Annotated in this window: 15 protein-coding genes; 13 read left to right on the top strand and 2 right to left on the bottom strand. The window is 65.0% G+C overall.

Annotation, left to right across the window (positions count from 1 at the left end):
• Window positions 1-428 precede the first annotated feature (428 nt).
• Window positions 429-1,691 carry a MinD/ParA family protein gene (locus tag H7K34_RS25065; RefSeq protein WP_264064666.1) on the top strand — a complete coding sequence of 421 codons (1,263 nt, stop codon included), beginning with the start codon at window positions 429-431 and terminating at the stop codon, window positions 1,689-1,691.
• Window positions 1,692-1,703: 12 nt separating this feature from the next.
• Here H7K34_RS25065 and sigI read toward each other — a convergent pair whose 3' ends face one another.
• The gene (gene sigI / locus H7K34_RS25060; RefSeq protein WP_264064665.1) at window positions 1,704-2,588 is read right to left on the bottom strand and encodes an RNA polymerase sigma factor SigI; all 885 of its coding nucleotides are present in this window, start codon (window positions 2,586-2,588) and stop codon (window positions 1,704-1,706) included.
• 108 nt (window positions 2,589-2,696) lie between these two features.
• Between sigI and H7K34_RS25055 the strand changes: the two genes are divergently transcribed.
• A complete protein-coding gene (locus H7K34_RS25055) occupies window positions 2,697-3,533 on the top strand; it encodes an NmrA family NAD(P)-binding protein (protein WP_264064664.1) in 837 nt (278 codons plus the stop codon).
• 20 nt (window positions 3,534-3,553) lie between these two features.
• On the top strand, window positions 3,554-3,994 hold the full coding sequence (locus H7K34_RS25050; protein WP_264064663.1) for a nitroreductase family deazaflavin-dependent oxidoreductase: 441 nt from the start codon (window positions 3,554-3,556) through the stop codon (window positions 3,992-3,994).
• Between the two features lie 96 nt (window positions 3,995-4,090).
• Here the strand turns inward: H7K34_RS25050 and H7K34_RS25045 are convergent, their stop codons facing one another.
• Window positions 4,091-4,375: a WhiB family transcriptional regulator gene (locus H7K34_RS25045; RefSeq protein WP_264064662.1), complete on the bottom strand. Its 285-nt coding sequence runs from the start codon at window positions 4,373-4,375 to the stop codon at window positions 4,091-4,093.
• A gap of 505 nt (window positions 4,376-4,880) precedes the next feature.
• Here H7K34_RS25045 and H7K34_RS25040 point away from each other — a divergent pair.
• From H7K34_RS25040 to eccA, 10 genes are all read left to right on the top strand, one after another.
• Window positions 4,881-5,687 (top strand): helix-turn-helix domain-containing protein, encoded by an 807-nt coding sequence (locus tag H7K34_RS25040; RefSeq protein WP_308203160.1) that lies wholly within the window; start codon window positions 4,881-4,883, stop codon window positions 5,685-5,687.
• 179 nt (window positions 5,688-5,866) lie between these two features.
• Window positions 5,867-7,246 carry an EspA/EspE family type VII secretion system effector gene (locus tag H7K34_RS25035; RefSeq protein WP_264064661.1) on the top strand — a complete coding sequence of 460 codons (1,380 nt, stop codon included), beginning with the start codon at window positions 5,867-5,869 and terminating at the stop codon, window positions 7,244-7,246.
• A 57-nt stretch (window positions 7,247-7,303) separates the two neighbouring features.
• Window positions 7,304-7,618 carry an ESX-1 secretion-associated protein gene (locus H7K34_RS25030; protein ID WP_264064660.1) on the top strand — a complete coding sequence of 105 codons (315 nt, stop codon included), beginning with the start codon at window positions 7,304-7,306 and terminating at the stop codon, window positions 7,616-7,618.
• Complete coding sequence (locus H7K34_RS25025; protein ID WP_264064659.1) at window positions 7,618-8,952, top strand: EspA/EspE family type VII secretion system effector; 1,335 nt, start codon at window positions 7,618-7,620, stop codon at window positions 8,950-8,952. Before H7K34_RS25030 ends, H7K34_RS25025 begins: the two co-directional genes overlap by 1 nt.
• Before the next feature lie 264 nt (window positions 8,953-9,216).
• A complete protein-coding gene (locus H7K34_RS25020; RefSeq protein WP_264064658.1) occupies window positions 9,217-10,533 on the top strand; it encodes an EspA/EspE family type VII secretion system effector in 1,317 nt (438 codons plus the stop codon).
• Between the two features lie 346 nt (window positions 10,534-10,879).
• On the top strand, window positions 10,880-12,130 hold the full coding sequence (locus H7K34_RS25015; RefSeq protein ID WP_264064657.1) for an EspA/EspE family type VII secretion system effector: 1,251 nt from the start codon (window positions 10,880-10,882) through the stop codon (window positions 12,128-12,130).
• Between the two features lie 72 nt (window positions 12,131-12,202).
• Complete coding sequence (locus tag H7K34_RS25010) at window positions 12,203-12,517, top strand: ESX-1 secretion-associated protein (protein WP_264064656.1); 315 nt, start codon at window positions 12,203-12,205, stop codon at window positions 12,515-12,517.
• Entirely contained in the window at window positions 12,517-13,356 is an 840-nt protein-coding gene (locus H7K34_RS25005) for an ESX secretion-associated protein EspG (protein ID WP_264064655.1), read from the top strand. The genes H7K34_RS25010 and H7K34_RS25005 overlap by 1 nt, the downstream gene beginning before the upstream one ends.
• Window positions 13,357-13,398: 42 nt before the next feature.
• The gene (locus H7K34_RS25000) at window positions 13,399-13,998 is read left to right on the top strand and encodes a hypothetical protein (protein WP_264064654.1); all 600 of its coding nucleotides are present in this window, start codon (window positions 13,399-13,401) and stop codon (window positions 13,996-13,998) included.
• Window positions 13,995-15,716, top strand: a complete 1,722-nt coding sequence (eccA, locus tag H7K34_RS24995) for a type VII secretion AAA-ATPase EccA (protein ID WP_264064653.1) — start codon at window positions 13,995-13,997, stop codon at window positions 15,714-15,716. Before H7K34_RS25000 ends, eccA begins: the two co-directional genes overlap by 4 nt.
• Window position 15,717: the final 1 nt, after the last annotated feature.

Here is a 15,717-nt window from a genome sequence, read left to right as displayed (position 1 = left end):
ACTTCGCCAAGTCTAACCCGGCAGGTAGCGACAGCGTAAATTCGCTGCAGGCGACGACCAATAACGCGGGAAAATGGGGTTCAACTACCCACGATACCCTCGCCGCAGCGCAGATCCGCGCGAGTCGCTCCCGGCCTCACCGCGTACCCGAGTTTGCTGTGACCCCGGGCGCACGCCGGCCCCGCGATGGGCGGCGTCACACTGCACAGCCACATCCGCACCAGCGGTCACGATAAAGCGTGGCAGCAATGCCGTCCGGATCGCTCGCGGGCATGCCCGGTAGGCGCCCCGAGCGTCGCGGTGCACCGCATGAGGGCCTAGTGAGTTTGCGCGATACTGATAAGCGCGCGCGTGCGGAGATATTGGCCGGGCATCGCCCTGGGGCCGGCGTAACGCGCCACGATCGATCCCCCGGCACCGAGGAGCCCATGAACGAGCGCGACGAATTCCTGCGGGACCGTCTGCAGCCCGACCGGCCCAGCACACCCACCGCGCGTCCACCCGGTCCGCCTCCCGAGGGCCAGCGGAGCGCGCCTCCCGCAGCATTTCCCCCGCCACGACGGCGACCCGCCCCGCCGCCGTCGTTTCCACCTCCGGCGCCAAGGCCGCCTGCGGCACCCCCGCCGCCCACACACCAACCGCCGCCTGCGCGTCCGCACGTCGCGCCCCCGGCGCCGCCGCGATCCGCTGGCGCACTTGCCTATCCGGCTCCCCCTGCCACGCCGGTCGTCGCACCGCAGGCGGCCGACGCCGGCCGCACCCCGGCGCCCGGAGCGGAACTCCCCGACCGTGGGTGGCGACGCATCCTGCGGCTGCTCACCTTTGGTCTCGTCAACCTGGGTCCGTCACCCGCGCAACTGGAAGACGCCCATTTCGAGGCGGCCATCCGAACCGGCTTCCGGGGCAACCACAAGGTCGGCGTCGTGGGTAAGGGCGGTGTGGGAAAGACGTCGGTCGCCGCCAGTGTCGGATCACTGTTCGCCGAACTCCGCCACCAAGACCACGTGGTCGCGATCGACGCCGACACCGCCTTCGGGCGGTTGAGCAGTCGGATCGATCCGCGGTCGACGAGCTCCTTCTGGGAACTGAACGCCGACAAGAACTTGGAGACCTTCACCGATGTAGCCGAGCGGGTGGGCCGCAATTCGGTCGGCCTGCATGTACTCGCGGGCGAACCGGCGTCGGGTCCGCGCCGGGTACTCGATCCCGCGATCTACCGGGAAGCCGCCTCGCGGCTGGACCGCCACTTCACGATCTCGGTGATCGACTGCGGCTCGACGATGGATTCACCGGTCACCCAGGAAGTCATGCGCGACCTGGATGCGTTGATCGTGGTGTCCTCGCCGTGGGCTGATGGAGCTTCGGCGGCCGCCCGGACCATGGAGTGGCTGTCGGATCAGGGCATGACGGAGTTGTTGCACAACACGATCGTGGTGCTCAACGATTCCGACGGGCACGCCGACAAACGCACCCGGGCGCAGCTGGCCCGCGAGTTCGTCGATCACGGCCAGCCGGTGGTCGAGGTGCCCTATGACCCTCATCTGCGACCCGGCGGCGTCATCGACGTGAGCCACGAGATGGCGGCTCCCACGCGGCGCAAATTTTTGCAGGCCGCCGCGATGATCGCCGGGTATTTCGCGGCGACCCCCGACCGTGTCCGCGGCTGGCGGCCGGGTGACAACGAGAGCTGACGCCGCCGCGCTTCAGGTCGCTGCAATGCGCGCCGAGGGATCGGCGATCGCCTCGATCTTGGTGACGACCGGACCACGGATGGTCAACACAATGGCGGCGAACAGCCGGCGCTGCGCGAATGCGAGCACCACCGGCTGCCCCGCGGGACCGCTGACCAGGGTGACTCCCGGCCACAGATAGCGCATCAGGTTGGTGGCCACCGCATACGGGCCATGGTTGATCTGCGGCGGGGGCGCCGGATCGGCCAGCACCGTGCCCACCCCCCAGACCGTCGGGTCCAGCACGGCGGTCAGCGCGGCGATGTCGCCGTTGGCGCAGGCGGTGATGAATTTCTCGGTGACGAGCTGGTGGTCGACGGAGGTCACATCGCTGTACTTCGGCTGTGCCGCAGTGAATTTCGTGCGCGCACGCCGCGCCAGCTGACGACAGGTGCCGACCGGGCGACCGACGGTCTCGGCAATCGAATCGAAGGGGACGCCGAACACGTCGTGCAGCACGAATGCGACCCGTTCGCCGGGACTGAGTCGTCGCAAGACTTCCATCAGGGCGGCGCGCACCTCGTCGTCGAGGGTGACCCGGTCCGCGGGGTCTGGGCTTCGTGATTCCGCGACTTCAATGTCGCGGTGGCCGTCGAGGGCCTGGCCCAGCCGCTCGTACCGCGTTCGCGCCGAGCGCACCTGGTCGAGGCAGAGCCGGCTGGTAACGACCGTAAGCCAGCCGCGGACGTCGTCGATCTCCTCGGGGTCGACCCGCGAAAGTCGCAGAAATGCCTCTTGCGCAACATCTTCGGCGTCACCAACATCTCCGAGGATCTGATATCCGAGATTGACCAGGTAGGGGCGGTGACGACGCCACGCGTCGGCGATCTGGTCGGTTGGCGGCTGGGCTTGGTTCATAACAACATCGACGATCTGGTGGCGGAAAAAGTTACTTGCTACCGACTGTAACTTTCCCCGCTCCGTGCCCGTCGTTGATGGAGATCTTCGAACTCAGGAGGAAACACCATGACGATCGTCGTCACCGGAGCGACCGGCAATGTCGGACGCCCGCTCGTTGCCGAACTAGTCGCCGCGGGCGCCCGGGTGCGCGCCATCACCCGCACGCCGAAAACCGCCGGGTTGTCCTCGCGCACCGAGGTGGTCGGCACGGTCGCCGAGGCGCTGCCGGGTGCATCCGCGGTATTTCTCAATTCCCGCGCGGTCGGCGAAAATCTCGCCGATGTCGTGACCGAATGCCGGCGCGCGGGGGTTACCAAACTCGTTGCACTGTCCGCGATCAACGCCGATGACGACTTCTCGAGGCAGCCCTCGCGCTTTCGCGGCGACCGTAACAAGGAGGTCGAACAGCTCGCCATCGACTCGGGTCTGGCGTGGGTGAGCCTGCGGCCAACGGTCTTCGCGACGAACTTCGCCGGAATGTGGGCCGCGCAGATACGCGCCGGCGACACGGTGGCCGGGCCTTATCCAGCAGCTTCGACCGCACCGATCGTCGAGAGCGACATCGCAGCGGTCGCGGCGCGCGCGCTGCTCACCGATGATCTTGTCGGTCAGCGGATTCCGTTGACCGGCCCGCAGGCGTTCACTAATTCAGAGCTGCTCGACGTTATCGGCGCCGTGCTGGGGCGAACATTGCAGTACCGGCAAATACCGGCGGACGCGGCGCGACAACGGTTCATCGATTTAGCCTTCAGTCCTGAGTTCGCCGATGCCTATACGGCCATGCTCGCCGAAACACTGGACACCCCCGCACTCGTCACTCATGACGTGGAAAAGATTCTCGGCCGGGCGCCAGTGCCCTTCGCGCAGTGGGTGTCCGAGCACCGCGACCTGTACACGAACTAGACCCCCAAAGGAGTTCCGAGATGTCCGAACCACGTCCGCCGCGCTACCTCAAACCGATGAACAAGATGATGATGGCGGTGCAACGGCTGGGGATACCGACCGGCCCCGCCATGGTGCTTACCGTGCCCGGTCGTAAGTCGGGTCAACCGCGCCGCACACCGATGACGCCGTTCGAGTTTCAGGGCTGCCTCTACGTGGTCGCGGGCTATCCCGGCGCGGATTGGGCGGCCAACGCCCGGGCCGCGGGTACCGGCACGCTCAGCCGGGGCCGACGGTCACGTCAAGTCCGGATCGTCGAACTCACCGCTACCGAAGCGCGGCCGGTACTGCGGACATTTTCCGTGCAGGTGCCCGTCGGTGTGGCATTCGCGAAACGTTCGGGCATGGTGCGTGATGGAACGGCTGACGAATTCGAAGCACTGGCGGGCCGGCTCGCCGTCTTCCGATTCGAGCCGACGTAGCGGCCGCCGGGGCGTTGTGTGCCCCAACGACGCACTGGTGCAAAGCTTCCGGCTGCCAGGAGTCGCTGACCCAGGATCGGCGGCCATAAGCGGGGATTAGGCCGACTTCGCGGCCTCGCGCACCGGATATCCGTTGCGTTCGGCCAGGGACCGCAACTGGTTAAGAGCGAAGGCCCGCGGACGGCCCGATTCGGGAATCACGACGCCGGCCCACAGCCCTTCCACGCCCGGCGACTCGACGGCGTCGCGAGCGCATGACCAGCGACGGGGGCACGCCCGGCATAGCGCCTTGGCCTCCTCGTCGGGAGTGGTGGTCATCCAACGGTCGGGATCCTGTGTGCAGGCGCCGAGCGGGATGTTGTAAAGGGCTGTAGCAGTCATGTCGGTCGTTCCTTCTGAAGCATTGCGTTCCGGTGCTATGTGTTGAACGGTATAGCACTAACCGATGCAACGCAACAGTTCAGTTCCAATGCTGCGTCGCGAGGGTCGGTATGGTCGCTCGGCACTCGTGACGCCTAATCACAAGACTGTGCCGTATGGGCATCCTGAACTGGTGTTTTGATCCGCGTAGGGCGGTATCCGCGTCATCGACCTGACGGTTACGTAACCGTAGCATCGGATTGGCGATGGCCCTGCTCGAACGACTGGAGGCGAGTGCAAACTGTGCAAACCGTAGCGCTGCCAGCCGGGTGTCCGCCGGGTGGCGGTGAGGTGGTCGCTGACCCGCGCTGCCGACCGGTGCGGCGCCGTAGCGATTCGACGGCGCAGCGGAAGCGCTGTGATTTAAAACGTAGCGGCATGCAATAGGAATCCGGGAGTGCAACGGTTAGGATTACAGCGGCGGAAGGCCCGCCCCGCTGCCCCCTCAACCGAGGAATCACCGTAGATGCCCAGCGCCGAGTCGATTACAAAGAAGTCGTCGAATCCTGTCGGGCGCGCCAACGGACACAAATCCGACGGTGAAGAACCGGATCCGGGCATGGCGCGCGCCGGAGCGGCCGCGGCCGCACGCCGGCGCGAACTCGGCATCAGCCAGCGCAGCCTGGCGGCCGACGGGATCATCAACGCGGGCGCACTCATCGCTTTCGAAAAGGGCCGCAGTTGGCCGCGCCAACGAACTCAGGCCAAGCTCGAGCAGCTGCTGCAATGGCCCGCCGGAACTATCGCGGGGATCCGGCGCGGGCAGCCCACCGCCGGCAAACCAACCACAAACGCTGCCGCGCCTGACGCCGCTAACAAGCTCGCGGCGCCCCCGAACTCCGACGCCCCGGCTTCGCTGATCGCGCAGGCGATCGTCGCCGCGGTGGACGGCTGCGGCCTGGCGATTGCCGCCTTGCCGCATGCCGACGATCCCGAATTCACCGAACGGGCGACACCGATCCTCTCCGATCTGCGCCAGCTCGAGGCCATCGCCGTGCGAGCGACCCGCATCAGCCAGATCACGCCCGAATTGATCAAAGCGCTGGGCACGGTTCGCCGTCACTACGACGAACTGATGACGCTCGGCGCGACCGCCCCGGGCGCCCCGCTGGGGCAGCGCCTGTATTCGGCCCGGCGCCGGGCCAACCTCTCCCCGGGGGAGACCGCCGAAGCGGCCGGGGTTGCCGAAGAAATGATCGTGCGTGCCGAAGCCGACGAGGCGGTGCCCGGCAATATTGCCGATGCGATCGAAACGCTAATCGGCCACCTTTAAGAGCGGCTGTCCACACGCAGCCGCGGTACCTCTAGTCCGATCAACGGATCCCTAATGGAAGCCGTTGGCTCCCCCGAAAATTCGTGCACTGACCCCGACTATGCCGCGTTACGCTTAACTAGCGGTAAATGCGCGGTGCGCAGCCCATTCGTAAATGGCTATCCACGGAGGACCTACAAATGTCTGTATTCACACAAGCCGCGAGGGTCCTTGCCTCCCTGGCCGGACTGGGTCAGCAAGCCGCGGGGCTAGGCGTCGGCGGCACCTCCGGAATGGACGCCGAATACATTTCGGGGATGGCGACCAGCGGGGGCGCGGATCTGGGATCCCTGGGGGTATTTGGTTTCCAAAAGTATCTGTCATATCAGGCCAAAGGCATGTCGCAGGGTCAGCTGATCGCTAGGGCCAACCGTATGGGCGGCTCTGAGGGAATGAAGAGTTTCGGCCGAAGCCTCAGCATCATCTCGTGGACCATGGTCACCGTGGAACTCCTGGAGCTGACGATCGGGTTCGGGATCCCGACCGAAGGCGAAGGACTCAAGACCGGTTCCCAGCAGTTCACCACACTCTCCGAGCAGCTGAATGCGGCCCTCCCCGACTACACCTGGAAGGGCTCCGGTTCGGATGCCTATGCCGAGTTGGATGCCGCGCTGGAGACTATGGCGCAGGCGATGGCGGCTCTGGACTTGCAGCTGGCGGCACTTGTGAAGGATCAGGCGGATTGGGTGAATCACGCGCGGCTGGGTTTCGGGGTGCTCAAGGACATCCTTTTGGCGGCACTGATCATTGAACTAGCCATTACGCTTTTGGTGCCCGCCCCGGCCGGCCCCATTGCCGCTAAGGCCTTCGCGATCGCGGTCGCCACTCTTGGGCTCAGCGTCGCCGCAACGTTCATTGGCACCCTGACCTATTTCTCGGTGACCAACGGACAAAAAGCAGAAGCGTTAGCCACTAAATACTCGGACTTGGCCGCCGGCACGACGCAAACGGGCTCGGCCGCGACGGCCAAGGGAGTTGCAGCGGGCGAGACCACGGTCTCCAGCTTCGGCGCCATTTCCGACAGCATGTCCGGGATGTCGGCGTTGTCCGTGACGCCGACCCCCGCCCCGTCTGCCGGCGCGGCGAAGGAATCGAAGGACGAACGCGCCCCACTCAGCGCCCAAGCGGGTGCCGGCGGAACCTCCGTGGTCGGGGCGGCGGAGACGTCGGATCAGACGGCACCGGATGAGACGGCGCCGTCGGCGCCGACCGTCACCATGCCCACGCTGGCTCAGCTGTCCGGGCAAGTCTCGAAGCTGTCCAGCCAACTGTCGCAGCCCACGAGCCTCGTCAATCAGGCGATGGGACAGCTGCAACAGATGGTTCAAACCGCGCAGCAAGGTCAGGGCTCCGCGGCACCCGCCGAAGAGGCCGCCGTCGAAGGTGCCGCCCGCACGGGTGACGCCGAAGGCGCCGGGGCAGGCGTTGGCGCTGCAGCGGCAGAGCGTGCACCCATCGGGGCCGCGCCGGCCGGCACGGAACGGACGCCGGGACCGAACCCCACCGGGCGCGCACTCTGATACCCACCAGCTAAAACCCTTGCACCCCAAGACAATAAACACTAAGGAGCAGAAGTCATGGCCGATGTAGCCGTCACCCCAGCACACCTGGACACGCTGGCGACAGCCCAAGACCAGGCGTCGACCCAGGCCAAGACCGCGGCCTCGGCGGCCTCCAGTCTCGAGGTTGACACCTGGGTGAGCCACGGTGTGGTCAGCTGGTACTCAAACCTCGCCTTCACCAAAGCCGCGAATGCCCGCAAGAGCACGGGCGACGCCATGAGTAAGGCGTCGACCGAACTCTCCGACAAGTTGCGCACCGCCAAAAAGGTCTACGAGAAGACCGATGACCAGGCGGGCAAGAACATCGACCAGCAGGTGCTTGATAGCTGATGTTCATATTGGCCGACGCGGCCAGGCTGATCGCGAACCTGGGCTTCCTGGGCCAGGAGTTCGTCGGAGTCGACAGCGCCGATTTCAGTGGCGAGTACCTCGCGGCGACAGCGACCAGCATGTCCGGGGACGGGTTGGCCGCCACCGCCACCGCCGGCAAAATGATTGGTCCGCGCCTGTATCGGTGGAACTTAGACCGCATGACCGGCGGATTGCTGACCGGCCGCAACGAAGCTCGATACAAAGCCGCGTCAGACGCAACAAAGAGCACAGATCTTATCCTGTGGGCCCTCACCATTGTCGAAGTCCTCGAACTGACCACCGGTTTCGGACCACCGACCGAGGGTGATGCCCTCAAAGAGGGTTCCCAGTATTTCGCCACCCTCGGCGGGCAGCTGACGTCAGCCCTTCCCGACATTGGCAGCTGGGAGGGCACGGCCTCCGAATCCTATGCCGACCTGGATATGTCACTACAGAATCTCGCGCAGACGATGGCCGGCCTGGACCTCGAGCTGGCGGCCGTGGTGAAAGACCAAGCGGAATGGGTCACCCACATGCGCTTGGGCTTCGGAATTTTGAAGAATCTACTCATCGCTGCCTACGCCATCGAGTGGGCGATCAAGCTGTTGGTACCCGCGCCGGGCAACGTGGCCGCATCGCAAGCGTTTGCGATCACGGTGAGCATTCTCGCGGTCGCGATTGCCACCGGCATGCTGACCAACTTGACCGTCTGGTCGGTTCTCAACGGAAAGAAGGCCAATACGTTGGCCGACAAATACGAAGAGGCGGCCGCGGCGACGGTTCAACAGGGTGCACTGGCGCAGGCCAAGGTAGCCACAACTGCACAGTCAACGGTTTCCAGCTTCACGGCAATTTCGGACGGCATGTCCGGGACGTCCACGGTCTCCGCGACGCCGGCCGTCGGCCCGCCGGTCCGCAAGGCCGAGGGCTCGGGGGACGAAAGCGTTCAAGCGAGTGCAAGCCAAACTCCCGGCGACGACGCGCCCGAAGCGCCGATGCAGACGAATTCGCCCGCGCCGGCGGCCCCTATGCCCACCCTGGCTCAGGTGAGCGCCATGTCAGGGCAGCCCCCCCAGCTCTCGGGTCGGTTGTCGACGCACACCAGCCTGGCCAACCAGGCGATGGGACAGATACAGCAGCTCACCCAAACGAGCCGGCAGGGCCAGGGGACGACGGCGCCCGTTGAGGACGATGCCGCCGGGGCACCACCAGCCGCAGCAGGCGCAGCCGCTGCACAGCGCGCCCCCATCGAGGTCGCGACGTCCGACGGCCAACAGACGCCATCGCCCGGCCGGGCGCAGCGCACAACTTGATATCGCTGGCGCCCCAAAACCGTAGCAAGCCAGAGTAATTGCCAGTCACGGCCGAGGAGCTACGTCAGGCTCAGCCGGCCAGCTGTTGGTGTCCACGCGACAAGCCTGATCCAGCTGGCCCACCCGCCGTGTCGCGGAAATTGTTGTCCGACTAGCGAATTGCTGCACCGAACCCTACCTGAGCACTGTTAACCTGAATGAGCCGTTACTACTACACAACTGCAACATTCGGAGCACACGAACAACCGAGGTAAGGGCCTACAGATGTCGATATTTGTCAGTGCGAGTCGCATCATCATGAATCTGGGCAGCGTAGGCTCACAGTCCTACGGCGCCAGCAGCGCCGGATACGGTGGCGAATACCTCGCGAGCAGCGCGAGCAGTATGGGCGCGGACGCGTTGACTCCCTTCGCCGCAGTCGGTTTCGCGAAGCGCGGCAACCTCTTGCGCAAGATGCTAGGTCCGCAACTGTTCAGTAGAGTAGCTACGCGCACGGCTCAAGAGTCTGGCAAGAAAGCCGCGAGCGCCGCCGACATCATCCTTTGGACGATCACCATCGTCGAAATCTTGGAACTAACAACTGGATTCGGTCCACCAGTCGAGGGGGACGCGCTCAAAGATGGTTCGCAGCAATTCAGTCAGCTCTCCGAGCAGCTGAAGTCGGCCCTTCCAGACGACGGCTGGAACGGTACTGGATCGGAGGCCTACGCCCAGCTTGACGTCGCACTGAAAGACCTCGCGCAGACGATGGCCGGGCTCGACCTGCAGCTGGCAACCCTTGTCGAAAATCAGGCCGAATGGGTCACCCACACGCATCTGGGCTTTGGGATATTGAAAAATCTACTACTCGCGGCATTCCTCATTGAGATAACCATGACATTGCTGCCGCCCCCGGCCGGTCCGGTCCCGGCACGAATTTTTGGACTGACGGTGTCCGCGCTCGGCATCGCAGCCGCAACCGGCCTGCTCGGCAATCTGACCTACTGGTCGGTTGAACATGGAAAGAAGGCCAACGCGCTGGCCGACGAATACGAACAGGCCGCCGCGGCGACGGTTCAACGGGGTGCACTGGCGCAGGCCAAGGTAGCCACAACTGCACAGTCAACGGTTTCCAGCTTCACGGCAATTTCGGATGGCATGTCCGGGATGGCGGCTACCCCCTCCTCCTCGCCGAGCGCGGCCAGCAGTTCGCGGGGCAAAAGCACTGCGCTCAGCGCTCAAGCGAGTGCGAGCCAAACGCCGGGCGACGGGGTGCCCGAAGTGGCGGACAAGACCAACCCGCCCGCGCCGGCGACACCTATGCCCACCCTGGCTCAGCTGAGCGCCATGTCAGGGCAAGCCCCCCAGCTCTCGGATCGGCTGTCTTCGCACCCAAACCTGGCCAACCAAGCAGTACAGCAGCTCGCCCAACCGAGCCGGCAAGGCCAGGAGACTACGGCGCCCGCCAAGCAGGCTGCCACCGAAACAGCCCCGCTCGCGAATGACGCCGACCAAGCCGCAGCAGGCGCGGCCGGTGCGCAGCGCGCGCCGATCGAAATCAATACCGCAGAGCACTCCGCTCGCCCCGGCCGCACGCATTGACGGTTCGGGCCCTCCCAGCTCGGCAAACTAGGTCGACCCACATCCCCGGCGGTTGCTGCGGGACCGCACGGACCGTCGCGCGCCCGAGGCGCCATCATCGCCGCCGGCTGAAAATTCGGCCATTTACGCTAACTGGATTTGCTGCCTGCCTCGCCGTTTACACCGGTTGTTTTCCGGGTGTCAACCAATCCTTAATTTTCGTTCGGAGTTAGTTCATCGTTGGCCGAATCCCTTGTGGCCCGGTGAAATTCGTGCAGCAGCCGGTGCCCGTCGGCGTTAGGCTCAACCTACCGTCTACAAGATCGAGGCACCCAACAATCACCGAGCGCGAAGGGAAAACACGGCCGTGAGTCGTTTTGCGGGTATTCATGATCTGGCCTACTGCTTTACCCGGCTGCAGGGCGGTGGGGGCGCCGCGTATTCGGGAGATTGGGTCGGCCTGGGAGCAAACTTGGGGGCGCTCGCCGGCAAGGCGATGTGGTACGGCAGAAATCAGGTCAAAGTCCTCGCCGACGCGTTGAAGGAACAGGGCACCAAGACGCTGCCGACGCCGACGGCAATTGTCGATGTCGCGATGGTGGCGATCTCAGCGGTGGATCTGCTCAATGGATTCTGGACCCCGGATAAGGGCGCCTCATTCACCAACGGCGCTGACAAATACGAGACCGTCTACCTCTATCTAGGTGAGGCGGCTCCGGATGCGCGTGACTGGAGCGGTGACGGAGCCCAGGCCTACGCCGACGCGACGGCGGCGCTGCAAACTCTGGTGCAAACGATGCAGGATCTGGACAAGAAGATGCAGACCCTGATGGCCGACCAAGGCTCCGAGGTCGCCAAGGCGCACAACTGCATCGCGGTGACATTGCTGGGCCTCGTTATCGCTCAGGGCATTGCCTTGTCCCTGTACCTGATCCCGGTTGTGGGCCATGAAGTATCGGCGGCGTGGCAGATCATCGCCGCTTTCGCGGCATGCGCGACCGTCTTAGCGTTCGAGATGTTCACGCTGTCCAACTCGATGTCCATTGCTCACCAGATCCATTCGGTGGCCCTCGACTACAGCACGGTCGCCGAGAAGGCGATCCCCAACAGCTCGTTCGCCCGGATAGAGGTGGCAGCTGCCGAGGAGACCGAGACCGGCGACTTCGAAGCCATCTCCGGCGGGATGTCGGGCATGTCAGTCTTTTCCGGCGCGCCGACGGTCGCCTCGTTGGCCGGCTTGGCGCCGGCAGCCGGTGCAACCCAAGAGGAACGTGACGTTCTGAGTGCCCTCAGGAGCGATGGTGCGACTCCCGTAGAGACCACGAGTCAGGTGACGCCGGGGTCCGGACAGCTCGCACAGATGTCCGGACGAATCTCGCAGCCGATGAACTTCGCCAACCAGATGATGGGGCAGGTGCAACAACTTTCCTCAGCGGGTCAGCAGCGCCCAGGGGCGGCGCCACCTGCCGAGACGGCCGCCGCCGATGTGCCCGACTTTGCGGGGAACCGGGATGGGGCGGCGTCAGGTACGGCGGGTGCCGAACGTGCGCCTGTCGACGCAGCAGCGTTCGGCCACGAAGCGGCGCAGGCGCCAGGCCGGCCGCAGCGGGTCCTCTAGACAAGGCAGTGCGAAAAAAAGTGATACGAGCCAAGGCAATAGCGAATAAAATAACGGGCAAGGAGATTACCCATGGCGACTTTAAGCGTCGACGAAAAGTATCTGGAGCAGCTCGCGACGAAACAAGGGCAAGCGGCCACCAAGGCGCAAGAAGCGGCTTCGGCTGCGAGCAATACCGCGACCGCAGTCTGGGTGACGCACGGCGTCATCAGCGGAAGCTCCAACGGTGCCTTTGTCACCGCTGAGAATCAGCGCCGCGGCGCGGGCCGCAACATTGGGCAGCACGCGTCCGACCTAGCCGCGAAGCTGCGTGCCGCCAAGCAAACCTACGAGGGCGTCGACGAGGACTTGAGCGCAAACCTCAACAAGCAGATGCTCGATCACTGATGACTTCCGGTCACCTCGCTAGCGGCCTTGTGGCCCTCGACGATGTCGTCGGGGTGGAGGTGACCGTCGACGGCATGTTGGTGATCGCCGATCGAATGCAGCTGTTCGATTTTCCGGCGACGCTTGGGATTCGCCCGAACATTCCCCAAGAGGAGCTGCGGGACCTCGTCTGGGATCAGGTGCAGCGCGACCTCACCGCCCAAGGAGTGCTGGACCACCAGGGTCAGCCGCACCCGGCGGTGGCAGCGATGGTCGACGCGCTCGGCAGGCCCGACCGCAGCCTGGAGTGCCGGTGGTGGCGACGCGATCTCGGCGGCGTCATGGTGCGTTTTGCGGTGTGCCGCAAGGGTGAGCGCCATGTCATCGCCGCGCGCGACGGTGACATGATGGTGCTTCAGCTGGTGGCTCCGCAGGTCGGTTTGGCGGGCATGGTGACCACCGTGCTCGGCTCCGCTACACCCGCCAACGTCGAACCGTTGACGGGTGTAGCGGGCGAACTGGCCGGCTGCACCACCCCCGCTCAGCTGGTCCAGCACGGCGCGGCGCCCACGTCGGCCCGCATCTACGCCGAGATCATCGGCGACCCGAGCAGCTGGGTGGAGATCACCGCCAGCCAGCGCCACCCCGGGGGCACGTCCACACACAGCAGTGTGGCCGCCGGCGTCCTGGACTCGGTGCACGGCCGGCTCGTGTCGCTTCCCCGCCGTGTCGGCGGCGAACTGTACGGCAGCTTCCTGGCCGGTACCCAAGAAAATTTGCAGCGCGCGCTGGACGGCCTGATGGAGTTCCTTCCGGCGGGCGCCTGGCTCGACCGAGCCGAAGCCTCCTACGGAGGTTGACCCCTCGCCACCCTGGATTGACACGTTCAGAAAGAAGGAACCATGCCGCAGTACGACGACCACGATGATCTGGCCGCCCTGGATTTCTCTGCGGGCGGGTCCGATTCCGAAGCGGTCGAAGAGTCGGACGCACTCGACTTTTCCACCCCTGACGATAGCGACGCCGAGTCGGCCGTCGATGCGCTGCACGACTATGCGCCGAGTGCACCCGAAGACACCGGTGACGACCTCGCCGCCATCGAGTCGCAGACCGACGCCGGCCAGCAAGCGCCAGAGGGCGAAGAAGAAGCCGCCCAAGTGTTCACCGTGACCAATCCTCCCGAAACGGTGTCGGTGTCGGCGCTCATGGACGGCAGGACCCAGCACGTCGAGCTGTCGCCGAAAGTGACGAGCATGACCGAGTCTGAACTCGCGGACGAAATTCTCGTCATCGCCGATTTGGCGCGGCAAAAGGGCCTGGCCGCCCAACACGATTACCTGTTGGAAGATGCTTCCCTGTCGGAAACCATGCGCGAGATGGGGATAGACGGCAACGAGGTGGTGCGTGACTTCATGGAAAACGGCATCGGTTTGACGACGCCGGAGCAGGCCGCTGCCGCGCAGGCGGAGGTGTTCGCCACCCGATACGCAGCCGATAAATGACCGCCAATTTGGCCGGTCTGTTCGAAAGCGCGGTTGGCATGTTGCCCGTGTCACAGACCCGGGCTCTGGATCTGTTCACCGAGATCACGAACTACGACGAGTCCGCCTGCGATGCGTGGATTGGCCGCATCCGTTGCGGCGACACGGAACGCGTGACGCTGTTTCGCGCCTGGTACTCACGCACCCAATTCGGGCAACTGGCCGGCGCGGCCCAGATCTCGATGAACGCCGTGGGGGCGCGGCTCGCGATTGGCGGCCTGTACGGCGACATCACCTATCCGGCCAACTCGCCTCTCGCGATCACCATGGGCTTCGCCGTAAGTGAAGCAGCGCAAGGCAATTACGCGGACGCCATGGAGGCCGTCGAAGGCGCTCCGGCCGCTGGCGCCGAGCACCTGCTGTCGTGGATCAAGGCGGTGATCTACGGCGAGGCGCAACGCTGGACCGAGGTGACCGATGAGGTCAGGGGGGCCGGAAAATGGCCTGACGAGTTCCTGGCCGCCGCCGCCGGTGTCGCGCACGGTGTCGCCGCGGCCAACCTCGGCCTGTTCACCGAAGCCGAACGCCGGCTCACCGATGCGAATTCGTCTCCAGCGGGTGAGGCATGCGCGCGAGCAATTGCCTGGTACCTGGCGATGACGCGCCGCAGCCAGGGGAACGAGGAAGCTGCGGTGGCGCTCCTAGAATGGCTGCAAACCACCCACCCAGAGCCCAAAGTCACTGCCGCACTGAAGGATTCGACGTATCGATTGGCGCCGACCAGCCCCGAACAGATCGCTGCCCGCACCGATCCATGGGACGCGAACACCGCCGTGGCCGACACCTCGGGCCGCGACAAGTTGCTCGAGGAGGCAGAAGCCGAGCTGGAGCGTCAAATTGGGCTCACCCGGGTCAAGGAACAGGTCGAGCGTTACCGCGCCGCGACACAGATGGCGCGGGTTCGCGCGGCCCGTGGCATGAAGGTCGCGCAGCCGAGCAAGCACATGATCTTCACCGGACCGCCCGGTACCGGCAAGACGACCATCGCGAGGGTCGTGGCCAATATCCTCGCCGGGCTGGGCGTCATTGCCGAACCAAAACTGGTCGAGACCGCGCGCAAAGATTTCGTCGCCGAATACGAGGGTCAATCGGCGGTGAAGAGCACCAAGACGATTGATCGCGCCCTGGGCGGCGTGCTGTTCATCGACGAGGCCTACGCGCTTGTGCAGGAACGGGACGGGCGGACCGACCCTTTCGGCCAGGAGGCATTGGACACCTTGCTGGCCCGGATGGAAAACGACCGGGACCGGCTCGTGGTGATCATCGCGGGGTACAGCTCGGACATCGATCGGCTGCTGGAAACCAACGAGGGCCTGCGGTCACGCTTCGCGACACGGATCGAATTCGACTCTTACTCCCCCGAGGAGATTCTCGAGATCGCGAAAGTGATTGCGGCCTCTAATGACTCGGCGATGAGTACGGAAGCGGCCGATAACCTGTTGCAAGCGGCCAAGCTGCTCAGTCAGCAGACGGTGCGTAGTACACCTGCTCTCGACATCGCCGGCAACGGCCGCTATGCACGCCAATTGGTGGAAGCCGGCGAACAATACCGCGACATCCGGCTGACCCGTGCAGTCGACTTCGAATCCCTCGACGAGGACCGGCTTCGCGAAATCAACGGCGAGGACATGACCGAGGCGATCGCCGCGGTACACGGACGACTGAACATCATCGAGTGAC

Source organism: Mycobacterium montefiorense, assembly GCF_025823255.1.
Lineage (GTDB): Bacteria > Actinomycetota > Actinomycetes > Mycobacteriales > Mycobacteriaceae > Mycobacterium > Mycobacterium montefiorense.
The sequence above is the reverse complement of the archived record's forward strand: the minus strand, read 5'-3'. Positions and strand labels throughout refer to the sequence as shown.

Bases quoted from the DNA above. Each gene is read 5' to 3' on its own strand.
- H7K34_RS25065 (WP_264064666.1), top strand. From the start codon at position 429: ATGAACGAGCGCGACGAATTCCTGCGGGACCGTCTGCAGCCCGACCGG.
- sigI (WP_264064665.1), bottom strand. From the start codon at position 2,588: ATGAACCAAGCCCAGCCGCCAACCGACCAGATCGCCGACGCGTGGCGT.
- H7K34_RS25055 (WP_264064664.1), top strand. From the start codon at position 2,697: ATGACGATCGTCGTCACCGGAGCGACCGGCAATGTCGGACGCCCGCTC.
- H7K34_RS25050 (WP_264064663.1), top strand. From the start codon at position 3,554: ATGTCCGAACCACGTCCGCCGCGCTACCTCAAACCGATGAACAAGATG.
- H7K34_RS25045 (WP_264064662.1), bottom strand. From the start codon at position 4,375: ATGACTGCTACAGCCCTTTACAACATCCCGCTCGGCGCCTGCACACAG.
- H7K34_RS25040 (WP_308203160.1), top strand. From the start codon at position 4,881: ATGCCCAGCGCCGAGTCGATTACAAAGAAGTCGTCGAATCCTGTCGGG.
- H7K34_RS25035 (WP_264064661.1), top strand. From the start codon at position 5,867: ATGTCTGTATTCACACAAGCCGCGAGGGTCCTTGCCTCCCTGGCCGGA.
- H7K34_RS25030 (WP_264064660.1), top strand. From the start codon at position 7,304: ATGGCCGATGTAGCCGTCACCCCAGCACACCTGGACACGCTGGCGACA.
- H7K34_RS25025 (WP_264064659.1), top strand. From the start codon at position 7,618: ATGTTCATATTGGCCGACGCGGCCAGGCTGATCGCGAACCTGGGCTTC.
- H7K34_RS25020 (WP_264064658.1), top strand. From the start codon at position 9,217: ATGTCGATATTTGTCAGTGCGAGTCGCATCATCATGAATCTGGGCAGC.
- H7K34_RS25010 (WP_264064656.1), top strand. From the start codon at position 12,203: ATGGCGACTTTAAGCGTCGACGAAAAGTATCTGGAGCAGCTCGCGACG.
- H7K34_RS25005 (WP_264064655.1), top strand. From the start codon at position 12,517: ATGACTTCCGGTCACCTCGCTAGCGGCCTTGTGGCCCTCGACGATGTC.
- H7K34_RS25000 (WP_264064654.1), top strand. From the start codon at position 13,399: ATGCCGCAGTACGACGACCACGATGATCTGGCCGCCCTGGATTTCTCT.
- eccA (WP_264064653.1), top strand. From the start codon at position 13,995: ATGACCGCCAATTTGGCCGGTCTGTTCGAAAGCGCGGTTGGCATGTTG.